Annotated in this window: 19 protein-coding genes and 1 pseudogene; 9 read left to right on the top strand and 11 right to left on the bottom strand. The window is 61.9% G+C overall.

Going from position 1 to position 18,915, the window contains the following annotated elements:
• Window positions 1-40 precede the first annotated feature (40 nt).
• Genes hisG through hisS form a run of 3 tightly spaced genes read right to left on the bottom strand, consistent with a single transcriptional unit; the run spans window position 41 to window position 3,370 of the window.
• Complete coding sequence (gene hisG, locus AC1DE4_RS11415) at window positions 41-736, bottom strand: ATP phosphoribosyltransferase (protein ID WP_025659453.1); 696 nt, start codon at window positions 734-736, stop codon at window positions 41-43.
• Window positions 736-1,854 carry an ATP phosphoribosyltransferase regulatory subunit gene (locus tag AC1DE4_RS11410; protein WP_025659454.1) on the bottom strand — a complete coding sequence of 373 codons (1,119 nt, stop codon included), beginning with the start codon at window positions 1,852-1,854 and terminating at the stop codon, window positions 736-738. Before AC1DE4_RS11410 ends, hisG begins: the two co-directional genes overlap by 1 nt.
• 1 nt (window position 1,855) lies before the next feature.
• Complete coding sequence (gene hisS / locus AC1DE4_RS11405; protein ID WP_025659455.1) at window positions 1,856-3,370, bottom strand: histidine--tRNA ligase; 1,515 nt, start codon at window positions 3,368-3,370, stop codon at window positions 1,856-1,858.
• A 138-nt stretch (window positions 3,371-3,508) separates the two neighbouring features.
• Here hisS and AC1DE4_RS11400 point away from each other — a divergent pair, with 138 nt between their 5' ends.
• The 3 genes from AC1DE4_RS11400 (at window position 3,509) to copM (ending at window position 5,152) form a co-directional block, all read left to right on the top strand.
• A complete protein-coding gene (locus AC1DE4_RS11400; protein WP_025659456.1) occupies window positions 3,509-4,267 on the top strand; it encodes a hypothetical protein in 759 nt (252 codons plus the stop codon).
• A 90-nt stretch (window positions 4,268-4,357) separates the two neighbouring features.
• Entirely contained in the window at window positions 4,358-4,723 is a 366-nt protein-coding gene (locus AC1DE4_RS11395) for a hypothetical protein (protein ID WP_025659457.1), read from the top strand.
• Between the two features lie 69 nt (window positions 4,724-4,792).
• The gene (gene copM, locus AC1DE4_RS11390) at window positions 4,793-5,152 is read left to right on the top strand and encodes a CopM family metallochaperone (protein WP_025659458.1); all 360 of its coding nucleotides are present in this window, start codon (window positions 4,793-4,795) and stop codon (window positions 5,150-5,152) included.
• Window positions 5,153-5,206: 54 nt separating this feature from the next.
• Here the strand turns inward: copM and AC1DE4_RS11385 are convergent, their stop codons facing one another.
• Complete coding sequence (locus AC1DE4_RS11385; RefSeq protein ID WP_025659459.1) at window positions 5,207-6,256, bottom strand: aldo/keto reductase; 1,050 nt, start codon at window positions 6,254-6,256, stop codon at window positions 5,207-5,209.
• A 237-nt stretch (window positions 6,257-6,493) separates the two neighbouring features.
• On the opposite strand from AC1DE4_RS11385, the gene AC1DE4_RS11380 reads away from it, so the two are divergent.
• Window positions 6,494-7,198, top strand: coding sequence for an HAD family hydrolase (locus AC1DE4_RS11380; RefSeq protein WP_018116678.1), 705 nt, complete (start codon window positions 6,494-6,496; stop codon window positions 7,196-7,198).
• A 7-nt stretch (window positions 7,199-7,205) separates the two neighbouring features.
• Here the strand turns inward: AC1DE4_RS11380 and AC1DE4_RS11375 are convergent, their stop codons facing one another.
• Together AC1DE4_RS11375 and AC1DE4_RS11370 are read right to left on the bottom strand one after the other, a co-directional pair.
• Entirely contained in the window at window positions 7,206-7,685 is a 480-nt protein-coding gene (locus tag AC1DE4_RS11375) for a hypothetical protein (RefSeq protein WP_025659460.1), read from the bottom strand.
• The gene (locus AC1DE4_RS11370; protein WP_018116680.1) at window positions 7,682-8,311 is read right to left on the bottom strand and encodes a DNA-3-methyladenine glycosylase I; all 630 of its coding nucleotides are present in this window, start codon (window positions 8,309-8,311) and stop codon (window positions 7,682-7,684) included. The genes AC1DE4_RS11375 and AC1DE4_RS11370 overlap by 4 nt, the downstream gene beginning before the upstream one ends.
• Window positions 8,312-8,521: 210 nt before the next feature.
• On the opposite strand from AC1DE4_RS11370, the gene AC1DE4_RS11365 reads away from it, so the two are divergent.
• Together AC1DE4_RS11365 and AC1DE4_RS11360 are read left to right on the top strand one after the other, a co-directional pair.
• A complete protein-coding gene (locus AC1DE4_RS11365) occupies window positions 8,522-9,262 on the top strand; it encodes a L,D-transpeptidase (protein WP_018116681.1) in 741 nt (246 codons plus the stop codon).
• 135 nt (window positions 9,263-9,397) lie between these two features.
• On the top strand, window positions 9,398-10,078 hold the full coding sequence (locus AC1DE4_RS11360) for a L,D-transpeptidase (protein WP_112667577.1): 681 nt from the start codon (window positions 9,398-9,400) through the stop codon (window positions 10,076-10,078).
• A 118-nt stretch (window positions 10,079-10,196) separates the two neighbouring features.
• Here the strand turns inward: AC1DE4_RS11360 and glcF are convergent, their stop codons facing one another.
• From glcF to AC1DE4_RS11345, 3 genes are read right to left on the bottom strand one after another with little or no spacing between them, the layout of a single operon-like run.
• The gene (gene glcF / locus AC1DE4_RS11355; RefSeq protein WP_018116683.1) at window positions 10,197-11,510 is read right to left on the bottom strand and encodes a glycolate oxidase subunit GlcF; all 1,314 of its coding nucleotides are present in this window, start codon (window positions 11,508-11,510) and stop codon (window positions 10,197-10,199) included.
• A 3-nt stretch (window positions 11,511-11,513) separates the two neighbouring features.
• Window positions 11,514-12,719: a glycolate oxidase subunit GlcE gene (glcE, locus tag AC1DE4_RS11350; RefSeq protein ID WP_025659462.1), complete on the bottom strand. Its 1,206-nt coding sequence runs from the start codon at window positions 12,717-12,719 to the stop codon at window positions 11,514-11,516.
• Complete coding sequence (locus tag AC1DE4_RS11345; RefSeq protein ID WP_018856901.1) at window positions 12,716-14,155, bottom strand: FAD-linked oxidase C-terminal domain-containing protein; 1,440 nt, start codon at window positions 14,153-14,155, stop codon at window positions 12,716-12,718. The genes glcE and AC1DE4_RS11345 overlap by 4 nt, the downstream gene beginning before the upstream one ends.
• Before the next feature lie 132 nt (window positions 14,156-14,287).
• Here AC1DE4_RS11345 and AC1DE4_RS11340 point away from each other — a divergent pair, with 132 nt between their 5' ends.
• Window positions 14,288-15,184: a LysR family transcriptional regulator gene (locus AC1DE4_RS11340; protein ID WP_018856900.1), complete on the top strand. Its 897-nt coding sequence runs from the start codon at window positions 14,288-14,290 to the stop codon at window positions 15,182-15,184.
• 206 nt (window positions 15,185-15,390) lie between these two features.
• Here AC1DE4_RS11340 and AC1DE4_RS11335 read toward each other — a convergent pair whose 3' ends face one another.
• Window positions 15,391-16,527 carry a site-2 protease family protein gene (locus AC1DE4_RS11335; RefSeq protein ID WP_025659463.1) on the bottom strand — a complete coding sequence of 379 codons (1,137 nt, stop codon included), beginning with the start codon at window positions 16,525-16,527 and terminating at the stop codon, window positions 15,391-15,393.
• A 282-nt stretch (window positions 16,528-16,809) separates the two neighbouring features.
• Between AC1DE4_RS11335 and AC1DE4_RS11330 the strand changes: the two are divergent.
• A pseudogene (locus AC1DE4_RS11330) lies at window positions 16,810-16,914 on the top strand (LysR family transcriptional regulator); the annotation flags it as partial.
• A 13-nt stretch (window positions 16,915-16,927) separates the two neighbouring features.
• Here the strand turns inward: AC1DE4_RS11330 and AC1DE4_RS11325 are convergent.
• On the bottom strand, window positions 16,928-17,779 hold the full coding sequence (locus AC1DE4_RS11325; RefSeq protein WP_025659464.1) for a LysR family transcriptional regulator: 852 nt from the start codon (window positions 17,777-17,779) through the stop codon (window positions 16,928-16,930).
• A 106-nt stretch (window positions 17,780-17,885) separates the two neighbouring features.
• Between AC1DE4_RS11325 and AC1DE4_RS11320 the strand changes: the two genes are divergently transcribed.
• The gene (locus tag AC1DE4_RS11320; protein WP_018116689.1) at window positions 17,886-18,884 is read left to right on the top strand and encodes a zinc-dependent alcohol dehydrogenase family protein; all 999 of its coding nucleotides are present in this window, start codon (window positions 17,886-17,888) and stop codon (window positions 18,882-18,884) included.
• Window positions 18,885-18,915 lie beyond the last annotated feature (31 nt).

Raw genomic sequence — 18,915 nt, 5'->3', positions numbered from 1 at the left:
ACCAGACGGCGGGTTTTTTCGTGTGTTGATTTGGCGATGGTCAGAGTGCCGAGCGAACGGCGTCGATCAGCCGCTGAACGGTCGCGTCGTTCGCGTGGCTTTCCTTGCGTGCCCTGACGAAGCAGGCCTGGGAGCGAAGGATGACGCCGTCGGACAAGATCTTCAGGTTGTTCGCGCGAAGAGTCGAACCAGTCGAGGTGATGTCGACGATGATATCGGCCGATCCCGAGGCAGGCGCCCCTTCCGTTGCCCCAAGGCTTTCGACGATCCGGTAGAGCTGGATGCCGTGCTGGCTGGAGAAGAATTGTTGCGTCAGCCGCCAGTATTTCGTGGCAATCGCCAGGCGCCGGCCGTGACGGGCGCGAAAGTCGGAAGCAACATCGCCGAGATCGGCCATAGTGTCGACGTCGAGCCAGATTTCAGGAACGGCAACCACGACATCGGCATGGCCGAAGCCGAGACGCGCGCAGATCTCGACGCGCTTGTCCGCCTCCGCCAGGCCCTCGCGGACAAGGTCTTCGCCGGTGACACCGAAATCGACGGTGCCGCTGCCGAGTTCACGGGAAATCTCGGAGGCGGAAAGGAAGGCAACTTCGACGTCGTCCCAACCTTCGACGCGTCCGCGATAGGAGCGATCGTTGCCGACAGCGGTGATCCTGATCCCGGCGCGTTCGAAGATCGCCGAGGCATCGTCCTTCATCCGGCCCTTGGAGGGCAATGCGATGGTAATCGTCATCATACGGTCCTCTCGGCTTCGATGCGATCCAGCCAGAGCGAGAAGCCGACGGCGGGAATGCGTTCCTTGGCGCCCAGGAACGTCATCAGGCGATCGAAACGACCCCCACCGGCGAGAACCGCCGACGTGCCCTGGGCGCCGATCTCGAAAACCAGGCCGGTGTAGTAATCCAGCGGACGCCCGAAGGCTGCGCGGTAATCGATCAGCGCCAAATCGACGCCGGCATTGGCCAGAGCGGCCACGCGGCCGTCGAAACGCGCCAGCGCGTTGCCGAGCTTGAGGCCCGCGGCATCGGCAAAACCGGCCAAGGCCGCCGAAGCATTGATCAGCGGTACGTTCAGCGACAGGAATTCTTCCAGCACGCGGAAGGCCGCATCATCGAGGCGCGTTTCGGAGAGGATCAGCTTTTCCTTCAGACGGCGCGCGATTTCGAGCGGCGAACGGCTGGCATTCGTCGAATAGCCCGTCGCCTGCATCGTCGCATCTATGTGTGCAACAAGTGCTGCTTCATCGTCGGCGGCAATCAGATGTGCCATCTCGTCACTCAATCCAGTTACGAACTGAGGGCTGACGAGGCTTGCCAGCAGAGCTTCGAGCTGGCTCATGTTGCCGAAGGCATGGATCAGGCGCTTCTGCCAGCCGAGCGGCAGGCCAAGCCCCTGCACCACTGCTTCGAAGACAGCCTGATCGCCGAGTGTCACCGCAAGACGCTTGCCGGGAACGACGCGCTCCAGCACGCCGATCGCATCGCCGATCGCACGCGCGTCGGCAGCGGCAATATTGATGTCGCCAAGATCCTCGATCCCGGCTTGATAGAACTCGTTGCCGCCTTCACGCCGCTGGCGGAAAACTTCGCCGAGATAGGAATAGCGCTTCGGCGTGCCGGTCGCGCTCTCGATGTGGCGCAGGCAGACGGGGATCGTGAACTCCGGCCGCAGGCAAAGGCTGTCGCCCGTCTCGCTTTCGGTCATGAAAATGCGCCGGCGAAGATCCTCGCCGGCGATGTCAAGAAATGGTTCGGCCGGCTGGATGACGGGCGTATCTACCCGCTCCGTCTTTCGCGCCGCAAACTCTGAGAGGAGCTCGCCGGAGAAGTCCGGCAGGTTGATCAGGGCCATCTCAGCCCGCCCTGTTGCGGTCTTCGGCCTGCGCCGCCAGAATTTCCTTCACCTTGGCGACGAGGTCGCCTTCGGCAACTGTCTCCTGTGCGACGCGCGCTTCGCGCCAGCTGGCGTTGTCCTCGATCTCGCCGGACAGGCGCTTGCCTTCGATCAGGTCCTTGATCTGCACGACGCCCTGCGCCCGCTCGTCACCGCCCTGGATAATGGCGACGGGGCTGCCGCGGCGGTCGGCATATTTCAGCTGATTGCCGAACTTCTTCCAGTTGCCCTGGAACATCTCGGCGCGGATGCCAGCCTTGCGCAATTCCTGCGTCATGTGCTGGTAGCGGCCCATCGACTCGACATCGCCGTCCATGACAGTGACCAGAACCGGCTCGATGACCTCGGCCTGGCCGAGCTTGCCGAGGTTCTTCAGCGCCGTCATCAGGCGAGAGACGCCAATCGAGAAGCCAGTGGCCGGCACGGGCTGGCCCATGAAGCGGGACACGAGACCGTCGTAGCGACCGCCGCCACCGACGGAACCGAAGACGACCTTCTCGCCCTTCTCGTTAGTCACGTCGAAGAGGAGCTCGGCTTCGTAAACCGGGCCGGTGTAATATTCGAGGCCGCGAACAACCGAGGGGTCGATCTTGACGCGATCCGACTGATAGCCGGCGCTTCGCACCAATGCGCCGATGAAGTTCAGCTCCTCCACGCCTTCCGCACCCTTGGACGTTCCGGCAACCAGCTCGGCAAGCTGCCCAGCGCTTTCGGTATAGTCCTTGATCCCGACGAAGAAGAGAACCTTGTCGATCTGTCCCTGGTCGAGACCAGCACCCTTGGTGAAGTCGCCAGACTCGTCCTTGCGGCCGGGACCAAGCAGGAGAGCAACGCCCTCGAGACCGAACTTGTCGAGCTTGTCGATGGCGCGTAGCACGTTGAGGCGCTGGCCGGCCTTGTCATCGCCGCCGAGACCGATTGCTTCGAGAACACCGTCGAGAACTTTGCGGTTGTTGACGCGGATCACGTAGTCGCCGCGCTTGATGCCGAGGGCTTCCAGCGTATCGGCCATCATCATGCACATTTCCGCATCGGCCTGCACGCCCGGCGCACCGACCGTATCGGCGTCGAACTGCATGAACTGGCGGAAGCGACCGGGGCCCGGCTTCTCATTGCGGAAGACATAGCCGGCGCGATAGGTGCGGTACGGCAGCTGGATCTCGTTGAAATTCTCGGCAACATGACGGGCGAGCGGCGCCGTCAGGTCGTAGCGCAAGGACATCCACTGCTCGTCGTCGTCCTGCAGCGAGAAGACGCCCTCGTTCGGCCGGTCGGCATCCGGCAGGAACTTGCCGAGCGCGTCGGTGTATTCGAAGAGCGGCGTTTCGACAGGATCGAAACCATAATGCTCGTAGACTTCCCGGATCTTCGCGGTCATTTCGTTGACGGCGCGAATGTCGGCTGCCGAACGATCGACGAAGCCGCGGGGAAGTCTGGCCTTGAGCTTTTGTGGTTTCTTCTGCTTGTCGTTCATTTCCAAGGTATTCCGCTCGCTGTGACAGTGGCGGTTACCTAGCGGAAAGGGCCGGGTGCGGCAAGGGCGAAGGCCCTTGATCAGGAACACAGAATCGATTGAACGAGAGAGAATGGATCGAATGGCGGGAGCTACACGATGATTGCCGAGGCGCTTCTCTATGCTGCCACCGTTCCGATGACATTGAAGGCGCATCGCCGGTTCATCCGATACTCCGTCAATCTCTGGTCCCGCGCCGGCCGTTGCAGCCGGCAATGGGCGGAGCACGAGGAGCGAAGCCGGAACGCTGTGAGAAGTGCCATTGCGGAGTTGCGGCAGAGGAGGACGGCGGTCGTTTTGGGCTCGGGCCTGCTCCGCGACGTGCCGATTGAGGAATTAGCCAGGACCTTTGACACTGTCGTCCTCGTCGATCTCGTGCATCTTGCCTCGGTGCGCCTCTGGCTGCGGCTCAAGCGCTACAGCAATGTTCGGCTGATCGAGCGCGATCTCTCCGGCTACGACGAGCTTGCCGCGGGCAAACAACCAGAGCCGCTGGCGTTCCTGAGAAGCGTTCCGTATCTCGACTTCGTCGTCTCGGCCAATCTCCTCTCCCAGATCGGTCGCGGCGCACAACGCCGCTACGAGGCGGAACAGGCCGGCGCCATGCCCGCCGATACCGTCGCACAACTGATCGAGGCGCACCGGTCGGCGCTTGAGGCAGCGCCCTGCAAGACATGCCTGGTTACCGATGTTTCCTATGCCGTGATAGACCGACAGGGGAAGGTTCATGACGAGACTGATCTGCTGCACGGCGTGGCGCTGTCATCGGTTCGGGCCAACTGGCAGTGGCCCGTGGCGCCACTCGGCGAAGAGAGCAATGGCTATCAGATCGTCCATCAGGTCGTTGCCGCGTACTAGCGCCAGCCTCCGCACGTCGGCCGACGCTTCTCTCGCCAACGTGTATAAAGCGGGCTTGGCTTCTTCGCGCGCTGCACCTATTTTGACGATATGCGGTTTCTTGCAATCATAGCGATGGTTTTCGGCTGGTTTGCCTTCGGCACCATGTCCGCATGGGCCGGCTGTCCGACATGCCTGTCCATGCAGCCGGTCGCTGCGACGCCCAGCACCGAGCATCAGCATATGACCGGCATGGATATGGGCGAGAAGGCCAAGTCGTCGCCGGCGCAGCAGGATCCTTGTTCGGCCGCCGGTATGGTGCACATGCCCTTCTGTTCGGCCTGCCTGGTCATTCCGCCATTGAGCGTCATCGCCGCGACCGGCAAGCAGATGTTTTCCTATCCTGCACCCGGACCGGCTCACGCCATGCAGGATGCCCGCCCAGCACCGCTGGCGCCGCCTCCCCGGCTTGTCTGACGGTCTTCATGAACGCTGCGGCTTCGGCCGCGCATTGAATTCCAGTATCAGACCGAGGAAGGAAATCCCATGTCTCTGAAAGTTCTCGCCATAGCGGCCACCCTCGCACTCTCGTCCGCACCCGTCTTCGCAGAGGAGATGAAAATGGACATGAGCAAGCCAATGGGCGACCACGGCGCATCGAGCCACGCCTTTGCGCAGGCGAACGCTAAAATGCACAAGGACATGACGATGAAGTATAGCGGCGACGCCGATGTCGACTTCGTCCGCGGCATGATCCCGCACCATCAAGGTGCGATCGACATGGCGAAAATCGAGCTGGAGTACGGCAAGGATCCGGAAATTCGCAAGCTCGCGGAAGCCGTCATCAAGGCCCAGGAGGCTGAGATCGCCGATATGCAGGCCTGGCTGAAGGCTCACGGCAAGTAATCGCAAAGGACGCCGGAGCACGAAGCCCCGGCGTCCGCCTTCACAAGGCCTTGATCAGCCCTTCGGTTCGAAAGGTTCCGGCCGTCGGGCTGCCCCCTGCCGGGCCAGCATCCAGCCCGGATATTCGGGCGCGAGTTCGCTGACCTCGTCCAGCTTCTTCAGGTCGTCCGCATCGAGCTTCAGGTTGACGGCCGCCAGGTTCTGGTCGAGCTGCTCGACGCGTTTTGCGCCGATGATGACAGTCGTCACGAAAGGTTTCGCCAGGATGTAGGCAAGCGCGACGGTCGCGACGCTTGTGCCGTGTTTCGCGGCGATCTCGCGCATCACGGCAACGCAGGCCCAGGCGCGATCCTTGTCGACCGGCGGGAAGTCGAACGAGGCGCGGCGTCCTTCCCCGTTGCCCGGCGCTCCCGGCCCGTACTTGCCGGAGAGAAGACCGCCCGCCAGCGGCGACCAGACCATTAGACCAAGCTTTTCCTCCTGCATCATCGGCACGATGTCACGCTCGAGATCGCGGCCGGCGATCGAATAGTACGCCTGTACCGTCTCGAACCGGGCAAGACCGCGACGTTCCGAGATGCCGAGCGCTTTGGCGATGCGCCACGCCTGCCAGTTGGAGACACCCACATAGCGCACGAGACCGCGGGATACGAGATCGTCCAGGGCTCGCAGCGTCTCGTCGATCGGCGTGACCGGATCGGTGGCATGGATCTGGTAAAGATCGATATGATCGGTCTGCAACCGCTTCAGACTGGCCTCGACCGAATCCATGATGTGGCCACGCGAGGCGCCGCGGTCGTTCGGCTTGTCGCCCATGGTGCTATAGACTTTCGTGGCGATGACCACGTCCTTACGGGGAACGCTGAGGTTCTTCAGGGCCTGGCCGAGCAGCTTTTCGGATTCGCCGAAGGAATAGACGTCGGCCGTGTCGATGAAGTTGACGCCCGATGCCAGCGACTTCGCAACGATTTCATCGGCGGCTTTCTGGTCGACGTCGGCGATCGAGCCCCAAAGGTTGTTTTCGCCGGCGGCGCCGAATGTCATCGTACCGAGGCAGATTTCCGAGACGAATAGTCCCGTATTTCCAAGTTGATTGTAACGCATGGTCGAAAATTTCCTTGTGACGACCGCAGGCTTGCCTACGGACAGATGAGTTCATTTTTTGGTTGTTGGCCTGCACATGACAGGAGCAGCCGGAATGCGGCCGCGTGGAAGGCACTATCGATGTAAGGCGAGGCGGCGGCATTTCAACATGCCGTGTACTCGCCTCACGGCTTTGCGATGCTCTTGTTTCGCGGCCATCTTTCAATAGATTCAAATCAGATTACTCGGAGATGGGCGATGACGACGCGCATGCTGACGACCATCGGTTTCGATGCCGACGACACGCTCTGGCAGAACGAGCAATACTATCGGCTTACCGAGGCGCATTTCACGGAATTGCTGGCCGATTTTGCAAATGGTCCAAGAATTTCCGAGCGCTTGCTGGAGGCAGAGAAGCGCAATCTCCGGCAGTACGGTTTCGGCATCAAGGGATTTACGCTGTCCATGATCGAGACGGCGATCGAGGTCACCGAGGGCAAGGTGCCCGCCAGCGTCATTGCCAATATCCTCGACACCGGCCGCGACCTGCTTTCTCACCCCGTCGAGACCCTGCCGCATGTGCAGGAGACCTTGGCGGCGCTCTCGGAAAACTACCTGCTGGTGATGATCACCAAGGGTGATCTTTTCGATCAGGAGCGTAAGCTCGCGCAATCCGGGCTTGGCGACTTCTTCCACGCCGTCGAGATCGTCTCCGACAAGACCGCCGTGACCTACCGGCGGATCTTCTCCAAGGTCGGCGGTGGCCCGGAACGGGCGATGATGGTCGGCAACTCGCTGAAATCAGACATTGTCCCCGCGATTGCCGCCGGCAGCTACGGCGTCTTCGTGCCGCACGAACTCACCTGGGTCGTCGAGCATGTCGAGGAACCGAAGGACGCACCGCGCTTTCGCAAGATCGAACATCTCGGAGAACTGCGCAGGTTGATCGAAGGCCTGGGCTAGCCCCTCATTACTGCCTTGAAGGGAAAAGTGGCGACGGCGATTGCTGTTCAGCCGGAGCCGTGGGCTGCGGCGCTGTTGCCTGCGGCTCGACGAGAATGCTGTAGGGCGCGCCCAGGCCGCGGCGCGGCGACGCCTTGGAATAATAGGGCCGCAGCAGCCAGGTGGTGTTGTCCTTCACTGTGACGGTGTAGCTGGTGCCATCCTCATCGGTACCAAAGATCGCCTCCTCGTCGGGCGTTGCCAGATCGAAGATCGAAAGGAAGGCAAACTTGCTCTTGGTCGCAAAGCTTATCTTCACCTGCTGGCCAGCCTTGACGGGAAGTGTGTAAACCCGCCCGTTGCCGAGCTTCGTCCAGCCCTTGAGCTCCATGGTTGCAGCCGGAAACTGCAGCTTCTCCAGTCGCTCGCCGGGCTGCAGCTCCGGTGACTGGCCGAACGCTACGGATGCCACCAGGCAGAATGCGACGGTTGCCGCGAGCGCCTTCATGGGCGCACCAGCGCATTGCGCATCGCCTCTACCTCGACGCGGCAGAAGCAACCTTCGATGTGATCGTTGACGAGACCCATTGCCTGCATAAAGGCATAAACTGTGGTTGGGCCGACAAACGTCCAGCCGCGCTTCTTCAGATTCTTGGAAATGAGAACCGATGTCGGCGTTGTCGGGTTGGCCATGACAGTGGCACGATCGACCACCTTTGGCCTATCGTTATGACCGGGCTCGAAGCTCCAGAAATACCGGGCGAGCGACCCGAACTCCTGCCTCAGTTCGATCGCACGGCGGGCGTTGTTGATCGTCGAGACGATCTTGCCTCGATGGCGCACGATGCCGGGATCGGCGAGGCAGCGTTGGATATCGCTGTCGTCGAAGAGCGCAACCTTCTCGAAGTCGAAGCCGGCAAAGGCAGCGCGGAAATTCTCGCGCTTGCGCAGGATGGTGAGCCAGGAGAGACCGGACTGGAACCCCTCCAGGCAGATCTTCTCGAAGAGGCGGATGTCATCCGTTACCGGCCGCCCCCATTCCTCGTCGTGATACTTGAGGTAATCCGGGAGGTTGGCGTGCCAGTGACAACGGCTCTTGCCGTCTTCGCCGATGATGATGCCCGTATCGCTCATGATCCCGCTTCGCTTTCGTGCTGCGAATCCGGCTTTACCATTTGCAAACTCTCTTTCCAAACCGAACGATAACCCTGACGAAAAGTTTATCTCTCGCTTCGGACTTGAATGAATTCAAATTTACGATTCGCTGGCGGGAACGGTGGCAGCGTGGCGGCAGGCGGCCGCTGCCGTCCGTGCATTTTCGGCCATTTGTAGAGAGTCCGTCCGATGATGAAATCCCTTCTGCTCGCCGCAGCGATGCTCGGCGTCTTTTCCACCGCTGCGCTCGGCGACGACCGTTATGCAACGCGCCCGCCGGTCGTGCTAAGCCCGGACCTTGCAGCCCCATGGGTCATGCAGCTCGGCGGCAAGGTTCGTCCCGTCGTCTACCGACAACCGGCCTTTCCGAAACGCGGTCTGTTCACATCCGGCGTCTTCGGCCGCGCTCCGGCCGCCGTGGCGCAACCGCTGTCCGCCATCAATCCCGGCGTCCCAGTCGTCCGCCGCCAGCTTGAGCCGCAATTTCTGCCGCAGATCGTCACCTACGACACCAAGGAACGGCCCGGCGCGATCGTCATCGATACCAACAGCCGCTTCCTTTACCTGGTAATGGAGGGCGGCAAGGCGCGGCGTTACGGAGTGGGCGTCGGCAAGCCAGGCTTCGAATGGGCCGGCGTGCACAAGATTACCCGCAAGTCCGAATGGCCGGACTGGACGCCGCCAGCCGAAATGGTTGGCCGCGAAGCCGCCAAGGGCCACTATCTCCCGGCGCGCATGGACGGCGGTCCCGAGAACCCGCTTGGCGCGCGCGCCATGTATCTCGGTTCGACGCTCTACCGCATCCACGGTACCAACGCCCCCTGGACGATCGGCAACGCCGTTTCCTCTGGCTGCATCCGGCTACGCAACGAGGATGTCGTTGACCTTTACGAGCGGGTAAAGGTTGGAACCCGCGTCATCGTCATGTAAAGGCTCCCGAATATCGGGCGCGCGGCCAAGAATAGTTGCAATTAGACATCGCAGCTGTTTCATTCCGCGCCGACATCTTGAACTGGATCGAAGTTAGGGTAGCTTCGGTCCGGTTTTGCTTTGAGGGAATCAACCATGCTGAAATTCGCGACGGCTCTTGCGGCCACCGGCCTTCTGGTCACTTCCATGTCCGCATCGGTCTCGGCGCAGCCGATTACACCCGCTCACGATCGCGCGCCTGTCGTTCGGGTCGCCGCACCGCCGAAGTCGGTCAAGCCGCAGTTCAAGCGCCAGCGCGTGCACCTCATCACCAACGAGGCACCCGGCACGATCATCATCGATACCAACCACAAGTTCCTGTATCTCGTCGAAACCAAGGACCGCGCGACGCGCTATGGCATCGGCGTCGGGCGCGAGGGCTTCGGCTGGTCGGGCGTGGTGAAGATCGGCCGCAAGGCAGAATGGCCGGGCTGGACGCCCCCGGCTGAGATGCGTGTTCGCGAGGCGGCGAAGGGCCACATCCTCCCGACCTTCCAGGAAGGCGGCGAGGACAATCCGCTTGGCGCCCGCGCCATGTATCTCTACAAGGGCGGCAACGATACGAGCTTCCGCATCCACGGCACCAACCAGCCGTGGTCGATTGGGCTCAACATGTCGTCCGGCTGCATCCGCATGATGAACAAGGATGTGATCGATCTTTACGATCGTGCGCCCGTCGGCACGAAGGTCATCGTCGTCGGCCCTGGCAACAAGCAGGGCGAAATCAGCTTCGAAGATCGCGGCATCGACGTGCTGCGGACGATTTTCGGCGGCTAAGCCAAGCAATTAGGCGGCCGGGCAACCGGTCGCCGATCTCAAACCGCGGATGCGGGGTCGCAAGCGCAAGGGCTATGCGATGCATGGGCTTTCGAGACCACCGGACGATCCGGCACCTCTAAGCCAGCGGCAGATCCTTTAGTTTCTCCGGCATATCTCCGCCGTAGGCCCAATCCAACAATTGCACCGTGTGAACGATCGGAATCGCCGTCCCTGTCCCGATCTGCATCATGCAGCCGATATTTCCGGTTGCGATCACACGCGGCTTCGTTGCTTCGAGGTTCTTGACCTTGCGGGTCTTGAGCGCATCGGAAATGTCGGATTGCATGATGTTGTAGGTACCCGCCGACCCACAGCAGAGGTGACCTTCGGCAGGATCGCGGACATTGAATCCGGCCGCCTTCAACAGCTGCTTCGGCGCCATCGTGATTTTCTGACCGTGTTGCATCGAGCAGGCAGAGTGATAGGCGACGATGATGCCCTTCGGCATCTGCGCGGGGAGCTCGAGCGATGCGAGATATTCCGTGATGTCCTTCGCCAAGGACGAAACGCGTGCCGCCCTTTCGGCATAGGCCGCATCCAGCCGCAGCATATGGCCATAGTCCTTGATCGTCGTGCCGCAGCCGGAAGCGGTGATGATGATTGCGTCGAGCCCGCCTTCTTCGAGTTCACGCGTCCACACATCGACGTTGGCACGTGCGCTCGCCAATGCCTGCTCTTCCCGTCCCATGTGGTGGACGAGCGAGCCGCAACAAACCTCTCCTTTGGGAACGACGACTTCAACACCAAGCCGTGTCAGGAGCCTGATTGTTGCCTCGTTGATCCCGGGATCGAGAACCGGCTGCGCGCAGCCAGTCAAGATCGCGACGCGACCGCGTTTCTCGCCGACCGGCGGGTGGCTTGCCGCCGCGGCATAGGCGGAGGCGGGAGGAATGCGACGCGGCGCCAGCGCCAGCATCGCGGCAAATGGTTTCAATGCGGGCGCGCGCGCTAAAAGACCTGCGAACGGCCGCCCCGCTGACGACAGCTTGATCGCGAGGCGAAACCGATCGGGATAAGGCAGAACAGCAGCAAGGATGGCGCGCACGAGCCGGTTCATGAAAGGACGCTTGTAGGTCTTTTCGATGTGCGCCCGCGCATGGTCGACAAGGTGCATATAATCGACACCGGAGGGACAGGTCGTTACGCAGGCGAGACAGGAGAGGCAGCGGTCGATATGGGTAACGACCTCGGCGTCGGCCGGGCGCCCGTTTTCCAGCATGTCCTTGATCAGATAGATGCGCCCACGGGGGCTATCGAGCTCATTGCCGAGCGTGACATAGGTCGGACAGGTCGCGGTGCAGAAGCCGCAATGCACGCATTTGCGCAGGATCTTCTCGGATTCGGCAACGTGCGGGTCGGCAAGTTGGGCCGGGGTGAAATTGGTCTGCATGCCTCAAGCTCCTGCCATCTTCCCGGGATTGAAGATGCCGGCGGGATCGAATTTCAGTTTCAGTCGCTGCGATAGCAAGGCCACAGCCTCCTGCTGGGGCTGAAAGGCCGCAATCCCAGATCGCATCTTTTCAGGTGCGCGGATCAGTGTCGCATGGCCACCGCCCAGCGCCTTGATGAACCGGCGCAAAAGGTCCGCATCCGCGTCGGCCTCCATCCGCATCCAGATCAGGCCGCCCTGCCAGTCATAGTATGCGTCAACACCGGCTTCGAGGCGAAGTGCCGCGACCAGCTGATGGCCGGTCCCTGGGGCGACGGAGACGCGCCACACCGGTCGAGCCGTACCTTCGGCATAGGGCGCGACATTGCGGATATCTCTCCAGAGACGGACACTGTCTGCCTGCTCGAAGCGCGTGACGGATCCGAATGCAGCCATGGCTGCGGCGAGCTTGGTTGCCCTGGCATCGACTGAGCCGGGCAGGCCTTCGATCCTGAGACAGGTTCCCTCGCCTTCGGAGAGCGTTCTGTCGAGAAATTTCCAGGCGACGGTCATCGGCAGATGTGCGGCGCCGGAGACTTCGACCGGCAGCGCCATCGCCGCCGCCATGGCGTTGGCGGCCTCCGCATCGTTCAGCCCCGAGATGACGATCGTTGCTTCGGTTCTCGGCCGCGGTGGCACGCGGAAAGTTACTTCCGTCAGGAAGCCCAGCGTGCCGTGCGAGCCAGCCATCAGCTTGACGAGATCCAATCCGGTGACGTTCTTCATCACGCGGCCGCCTGCCTTGATGATCTCGCCCTTGCCGTTGATGAAGCTCACGCCAAGCAGGCTGTCGCGCGCAGCGCCGGCGACGAAACGGCGCGGCCCCGAGACATTGGCGGCAAAGACGCCGCCGATTGTCGGCTCACCTGTCGTTCCCATGATCGGCCGATGGTCCATGGGCTCAAAGGCCATCATTTGACCGTTCTCGGCGAGTGCGGCTTCGATCTCGGACAACGGCGTTCCCGAGCGAGCGGTCAAAACCATCTCGCCGGGATTATAGGCCGTGATGCCCCGCAGATTGGACGACCGCAGGCGGCTTTCCGCCGCCACGGCGTTCCCGAAACCCGAGCGAGTGTTGCCGCCGCAGATCGCCAGCGGCTCGCCGGCCTCGGTGTGGCTGCGGACGATTGCCGCGGCCTCTTCGACCGTTGTGGGCGATAGATCGATCATGCGGCCGGACGTCCCTCGAGCGGGAAAACCTTGGAGGGGTTCAGGAGCCAGGCCGGATCGAAGGCGGCGCGCGCCGCCATCTGCTGCTCCAGGTCCGCCTCGGAATACTGATGACGCATCAGGTCGCGTTTTTCGATGCCGACACCATGCTCGCCCGTGAGGCAGCCGCCCGCATCGACACAGAGCTTCAGGATCTCCATCCCCGCAGCTTCCGCACGGGCGGCATCTTCCGGATCATTCGCATTGAACAGGATCAGCGGATGCATATTGCCATCGCCGGCATGGAAGACGTTGGCGACGCGAAGCCCATAGCTGTCGATGATTTCAGAGGTTTTCGTCAGCACATAAGAAAGCTGGCTGAGCGGGACGGTTCCGTCCATGCAGATATAGTCTGCTATCCGGCCAGTCGCGCCGAAGGCGGATTTCCTGCCCTTCCAGATCAGCGCCGCCTCGGTTGCCGACTGGCATTCGCGGACGGTTTTCACGCCATGCTTGCGCGCGATTTCGACGATGCTCTTCAGCATGTCGTCCATTTCCGCCTCCGATCCTTCGACCTCGACGATCAATAGCGCCCCCACATCCAGCGGATAGCCGGCCTTGGCGAAGGCCTCGCAGATTTCGATCGCTGGCTTGTCCATGAATTCGATCGCGACGGGAATGATCCCTGATGCGATGATGTCGGCGACACAGGATCCCGCCTCCTCGGACGTATCAAAGCCGAAGAGGACCGGCCGCGCGCCCTCCGGTTTGGCGATCAGGCGGACAGTCGCTTCGGTGACTATCCCAAGCTGGCCCTCATGTCCGCAGACAAGGCCAAGCAAGTCGTAGCCTCCGGCGTCCAATGCCTTGCCGCCGAAATCGATGACGGTGCCATCGGTCAGCACCATCTTGACGCCGAGCAGGTTGTTGGTCGTCACCCCATATTTCAGGCAATGCGCGCCACCGGAATTCATGCCGATATTGCCGCCGATCGTGCAGGCCAGCTGTGAGCTCGGATCGGGCGCATAGAAGAAGCCGTCCGCCGAGACGGATTCTGAAATATTCAGGTTGGTCACGCCGGCTTCGACGACCGCCACGCGGTTGGCCAGATCGATTTCGAGAATGCGGTTCATCTTGGAAACGCAAATGACGACCGCATCCTCCTGTGGGATTGCTCCGCCCGAGAGTGACGTTCCGGCGCCGCGCGGCACCACCGGCACGCCATAGCGATGACAGTATTTCATGACCGCAGCCACTTCCGCGGTCGTCCGCGGCAGGGCAACAGCAAGCGGCATCCGGCGATAGGAAACGAAGGCATCGGTCTCGAACGGCATCAACTCGCGCGCCTCGTGCACCAGGCATTCCGGCGGCAGCAGGTCGATGAGATCTGCGACGATCTGCCTGCGGCGGGCAAGCACGTCGGCACGCGGGGCGAGAAACGAAATAGTATCGGACATGACTCTCTCCCTTCGCTCCGACAGCGAAAACCGGAGACATCCTCTGCGCTGCCGGCTCAGTCGGGCTTAGCACTTTCCCGATTACGGCGCAAATGCTAAGCACTTATTCCAAAAGGATAAACAATCTGACGAATGACCAATCTCGGTGATCTCGAAATTTTCGCAAAGGTCGTTTCGACGGGGAGCATGTCGCTTGCCGGCCGGGCTCTCGGCTTTTCGCCGGCGGTCGTGTCGAAGCGGATAAAACGGCTTGAAGATCGGCTCGGCACGCGGCTCCTGCAGCGCACGACGCGGCAGATCTCCCTGACGGAGGCAGGCCAGGGCTTCTACGATCGCGTGCTTGGCATTCTCGCCGGCATCGAGGAGGCCGAATACTACATTTCCGGACGCTCGGCGCAGATGCAGGGCACGCTGAAGGTGACGGCGCCCACCTCGTTCGGACGCATGCATGTCGCCCCGCACCTGAAATCCTTCATGGATATGCATGCCGGTTTGGCGATCAATCTCGTGCTCAGCGACGAATTCACCGATATCATCGGCGAAGGCTTCGACCTTGCCATCCGTATTGCGGAACTGACGGACTCAAGCCTCGTCGCGCGGCGCCTTGCCCCCGTGCGTCGCCTGCTCTGCGCATCGCCGGACTATCTTGCCGCTAACGGCACGCCCCAGACCATCGAAGATCTCAAGCACCACCGCTGCCTGCCCGCCCACAACAACGATGCCTGGCGGCTGGAGGGGCCGGAGGGTCCGCTTTCCCTGCGGCCGGAAGGAATGCTCGTCACCAATTCAAGCGAGGTCATCAGGGAGGCCGTCATATCGGGGCTCGGCATCGCGCTGCGCTCCACCTGGGACATCGGCAGGGAGCTCCAAGACGGACGGTTGGTGCACATCCTTATTGCCTACGAAGGATCGCGCAACGTGACGCTTTCCGCGGTCTATCCCAGCCGCCAGTTCCTGCCGGCCAAGGTACGGCTGTTCATCGACTATCTCGCCGAGATCTACGGACCGGTTCCCTACTGGGAACGCTAGCTGTGGGTTTTCAGGAGGTTGTCCATTCGGAGCGGATTAAGGAGACTGGAGTTACACACTCAGCCTTGCAGGATCGCTCCGACTGAACATCCATGAGAACGCCGGTTTTGATGCCGCTTTGTCGAGAGGAGATGGCGCGCAACGTCGTCGACGACCGTTGTTCCAAAGCCCAGGCGGCAGGGTTTACCGCGTCACTTCAAGAATAGTTAGCCGCTGGGTCGAGCGGTTCTTGGCCCGTTCCCGCGCAGGCGGCCAAAGCGGAATGCATCCGGGACGGCCGAACGGACCATCAGCATCTCACCGATGGTTTCGTGTGTCAGGAGGCCGACAAGCCGTCCCGTATTGTCGGTCGCGGCGACGGCCGGAGCGTTTGCCTCCTGCATAAGACGCAGGCTTTCCTCCAGAGATTTCCGATAATGTATCTTGGGAATGTCGCTCCGCATTGCGCTGGTGACGGGAGCGGCTGGCCCCTTTTCCTTCAACGCCCGGATCATGTCGTCGCGGGTCACCAATCCTTCGAGATGGCCGGCGGAGTCGACCACCGGGAACTCGTGCTGCGTGGTGGCGAGCAGCATCTCGACCGCCTCGTCGAGCGTTGCGGACCGTTCCAGCCGGGCGAACTCCGTGACCATCACATCCCCGACCTGCACGCTGGTCGCCACCTGCCGGATCTGCGCGTTCTGTGCTTCCGCCGCCGCGGCGAGATAGACGAAGATGCCGATGAAGATCAGCAGCGGATTGTAGAAGAGCCCGACGAAACCGAAGACGAAGGCCAGCCCCTGTCCGATCGTGGCGGCGATCTGGGTCGCGCGTGACCAGGAGAGGCGCGAGGCCAAGGCGGCGCGCAGGACGCGTCCGCCGTCCATCGGAAAGGCCGGGATCATGTTGAAGAGAACCAAGAATACATTGACGCCCGCCAGCCTGACGAGAAAATTCGTGCGTGGATCCTCGATCTCCGCCATCTGCTCGACGGCCGCCGGCCCTCCCAACGCGATGAAGATCAGCACGGCGATCGCGACGTTCACGAGCGGCCCCGCGATCGCGATTGCGAACTCCTGTCCCGGCTCTTCCGGCATGCGTTCGAGCCTGGCCACGCCGCCGATCGGCAGAAGCGTGATGTCGGGCGTGCGAATGCCAAAATACCGGGCGGCTGTGATGTGGCCGAATTCGTGCAGGACCACGCAGACAAAGACGGCAAGGATAAAGATAACGCCCTCCCACGCGGCCGCCGTGCCGCCGATCTGGTAGTGCATCAGCCAGATCCAGACGAGCAAAAGCAGAAAGGTGAAGTGAACGCGAATGGTCGTGCCAGCGATCGTGCCGAGATTCAGAGACCAACCCATCTTTATAACTCCAGGAAATGCGGGGGTGCACTATAAGCGCTTGCCGGGATCAGAGCACCTCAGGATGAAACAGCGAGCTGTGGCTTACAATCTTCACTACCCCTAATAGAGATCTAGTGCGATTAATGCGCAATACCTTGTCGCCTTTTCCAGTCACCGCGACAGGCAAAATTTCAGGGTTGATCGAACCGGGAGATCGGATCCTAAGGACCGGCGCGGCGGACTTGGCACCCAAAACCCACTGGCCCGCTTAGTCTTGAGGCCCTGCTCACGAGGCGGGGGCTTTCCGCAGTCTTTCCCCGCCGCCAGTTCTTGCCGGCCAAGGTAGGGCTGTTCATCGATTATCTCGCCGAGATCTGCGGCCCGGTTCCCTACTGGGAACGCTAGAGGTTTCTAGCGCTCAATTCGCCAGTCTCTCGATGACGAGATTAAGCAGCGCCCGCAAGCGCGCCTGCCGTTTCATATCCCGGTGATAGCCAATCCAGGTGTCGCGCCCCGGCGGCGCTTCACCGAGGTCGACCGGCTCGATATCAGCGATTGAATCGCCAAGGGGGCGCGGCAGGACGGCGAGCCCGGCCCCATTCCTGCACAGCGTCGCCTGGACATCGCGGTTGTTGCTGCGCATGGCAATCTCGGCCTTTGGCAGAAGACGCGCCAGCCATGTCACATCAGGCATGCCGCCAAACGCCTCGTCCATCGTTACCAGGCGCGCGCCCGCGCCATCTCCTGCCTTCGGGTGCTCCGCCCCTCGGCGGATGTAAAGCCGGTAGTCGATATGCAGCAGCTTCCTCGATATCACGTCCGGCTCGGTAAAGGGCGCGATCCGAACGACGACATCCGCCTCCCGGCGGGAGAGACTGAGCAGGCGGCTATCGGTCAGCAATTCCACGACGATCTTCGGATAGCGCAGCGAGAATTCCGCAAGGACCGGCGCCAGCACATGTGCACCGAACCACTCCGAAGAGGACAAGCGCAGGAAGCCGCTCAATTGCCGGCTCTGTCCGGCAAGTTCGCGTTCGAGCCCGAGTGCTTCCTCTTCCATCCGCTCGGCGTGGGCAAAGACGGCTGCGCCCTCGTCGGTCATCACAAACCCGTCGGCTGTCCGCTGAAACAGGGTCTGGCCGAGCGAGATTTCAAGGGCGCGAAGGCGACGCCCCATCGTCGGCTGCGTCAGGCCGAGGCTGCGGGCGCCGGCGCCGAGAGTTCCCTGGCGCGCGATCGCCAGAAACAGTTTGAGATCGCTCCATTCCACAAGCCGACTCCCATACAAAAATGTATGAACTTCGTGCAATGTCTTTCATTTCCATTCTCATATCAACGGCGCATTCTCCAGGCAACAACAGACGAAGGAGAGTTGCATGTCACAGATCACAACGATGAAGGCGCTCCTGATCGACGCGCCGAACGCGGATTTCCGCCTGGCCGAGATCGCCCGGCCGGCGCCGCGCGAAGGCGAGGTTTTAGTCCGTATCAAGGGAAGCGGCGTCAATCCGCTGGACACCAAGATCCGCGCCGGCAATGCCACCCATGCGCGCCATCCGTTCCCGGCCGTTCTAGGTATGGACATTGCCGGCGTCGTCGAGCAGGTCGGTCCCGGCGTCACCGAGTTCCATCGCGGCGACGAAGTCTATGGCATGACCGGTGGCGTCGGCGGCATCCAGGGCTCGTTGGCTGAATTCGCAGCGGTCGACGCCCGGCTGATCGCGCCGAAGCCCAACAATCTCTCGATGCGGGAGGCAGCAGCCCTGTCGCTGATCGCGATTACCGCCTGGGAAGGATTGGTCGATCGAGCCAATGTCCGCGAAGGCCGGCAGGTTCTTGTCCTCGGCGCCGGCGGTGGCGTGGGGCACATTGCCGTACAGATCGCAAAAGCCGCGGGTGCTGATGTGTTTGCCGTCGACGGTGGCTCCAAGGCTGGCTATCTCAGAAGCCTTGGAGCAACGCCGATCGACTACAGGGTAGAGACCGTGGCGGACTATGTCGGCAATCACACGGCCGGCAAGGGCTTCGACATCGTCTGCGATACCGTCGGCGGCCCGGGCCTCGATACAGCCTTCCAGGCGGTCGGCCGGTTTGGCCACGTCGTCAGCGCGCTCGGATGGGGGACGCATGCGCTTGCCCCGCTGTCGTTCAAGGCGGCGACCTATTCGGGCGTCTTTACGCTGCTGCCGCTTCTGACCGGCGAAGGGCGAAGCCACCACGGCGAGATCCTGCGCGAGGTGGGCAAGCTCGTCGAGGCCGGCAAGCTGATGCCGAGGCTGGACGCGCGCCGCTTCGGACTTTCCGACGCCGCCGAAGCGCACGCGTTGATCGAAAACCGTCAGGCAAACGGCAAGCTGGTGGTGGAGATCGCCTGAAATCTAGACGCGCGCGGCGGAATCTCGCCGC

This window comes from Rhizobium sp. 10N414 (assembly GCF_056394785.1).
This window is presented reverse-complemented; position numbering and strand designations above follow the sequence as displayed.

Bases quoted from the DNA above. Each gene is read 5' to 3' on its own strand.
- AC1DE4_RS11320 (WP_018116689.1), top strand. From the start codon at position 17,886: ATGTCACAGATCACAACGATGAAGGCGCTCCTGATCGACGCGCCGAAC.
- AC1DE4_RS11385 (WP_025659459.1), bottom strand. From the start codon at position 6,256: ATGCGTTACAATCAACTTGGAAATACGGGACTATTCGTCTCGGAAATC.
- copM (WP_025659458.1), top strand. From the start codon at position 4,793: ATGTCTCTGAAAGTTCTCGCCATAGCGGCCACCCTCGCACTCTCGTCC.
- AC1DE4_RS11370 (WP_018116680.1), bottom strand. From the start codon at position 8,311: ATGAGCGATACGGGCATCATCATCGGCGAAGACGGCAAGAGCCGTTGT.
- AC1DE4_RS11400 (WP_025659456.1), top strand. From the start codon at position 3,509: ATGATTGCCGAGGCGCTTCTCTATGCTGCCACCGTTCCGATGACATTG.
- AC1DE4_RS11365 (WP_018116681.1), top strand. From the start codon at position 8,522: ATGATGAAATCCCTTCTGCTCGCCGCAGCGATGCTCGGCGTCTTTTCC.
- AC1DE4_RS11340 (WP_018856900.1), top strand. From the start codon at position 14,288: ATGACCAATCTCGGTGATCTCGAAATTTTCGCAAAGGTCGTTTCGACG.
- glcE (WP_025659462.1), bottom strand. From the start codon at position 12,719: ATGATCGATCTATCGCCCACAACGGTCGAAGAGGCCGCGGCAATCGTC.
- AC1DE4_RS11335 (WP_025659463.1), bottom strand. From the start codon at position 16,527: ATGGGTTGGTCTCTGAATCTCGGCACGATCGCTGGCACGACCATTCGC.
- hisS (WP_025659455.1), bottom strand. From the start codon at position 3,370: ATGAACGACAAGCAGAAGAAACCACAAAAGCTCAAGGCCAGACTTCCC.
- AC1DE4_RS11360 (WP_112667577.1), top strand. From the start codon at position 9,398: ATGCTGAAATTCGCGACGGCTCTTGCGGCCACCGGCCTTCTGGTCACT.
- AC1DE4_RS11395 (WP_025659457.1), top strand. From the start codon at position 4,358: ATGCGGTTTCTTGCAATCATAGCGATGGTTTTCGGCTGGTTTGCCTTC.
- AC1DE4_RS11380 (WP_018116678.1), top strand. From the start codon at position 6,494: ATGACGACGCGCATGCTGACGACCATCGGTTTCGATGCCGACGACACG.
- hisG (WP_025659453.1), bottom strand. From the start codon at position 736: ATGACGATTACCATCGCATTGCCCTCCAAGGGCCGGATGAAGGACGAT.
- AC1DE4_RS11410 (WP_025659454.1), bottom strand. From the start codon at position 1,854: ATGGCCCTGATCAACCTGCCGGACTTCTCCGGCGAGCTCCTCTCAGAG.
- AC1DE4_RS11375 (WP_025659460.1), bottom strand. From the start codon at position 7,685: ATGAAGGCGCTCGCGGCAACCGTCGCATTCTGCCTGGTGGCATCCGTA.
- AC1DE4_RS11345 (WP_018856901.1), bottom strand. From the start codon at position 14,155: ATGTCCGATACTATTTCGTTTCTCGCCCCGCGTGCCGACGTGCTTGCC.
- glcF (WP_018116683.1), bottom strand. From the start codon at position 11,510: ATGCAGACCAATTTCACCCCGGCCCAACTTGCCGACCCGCACGTTGCC.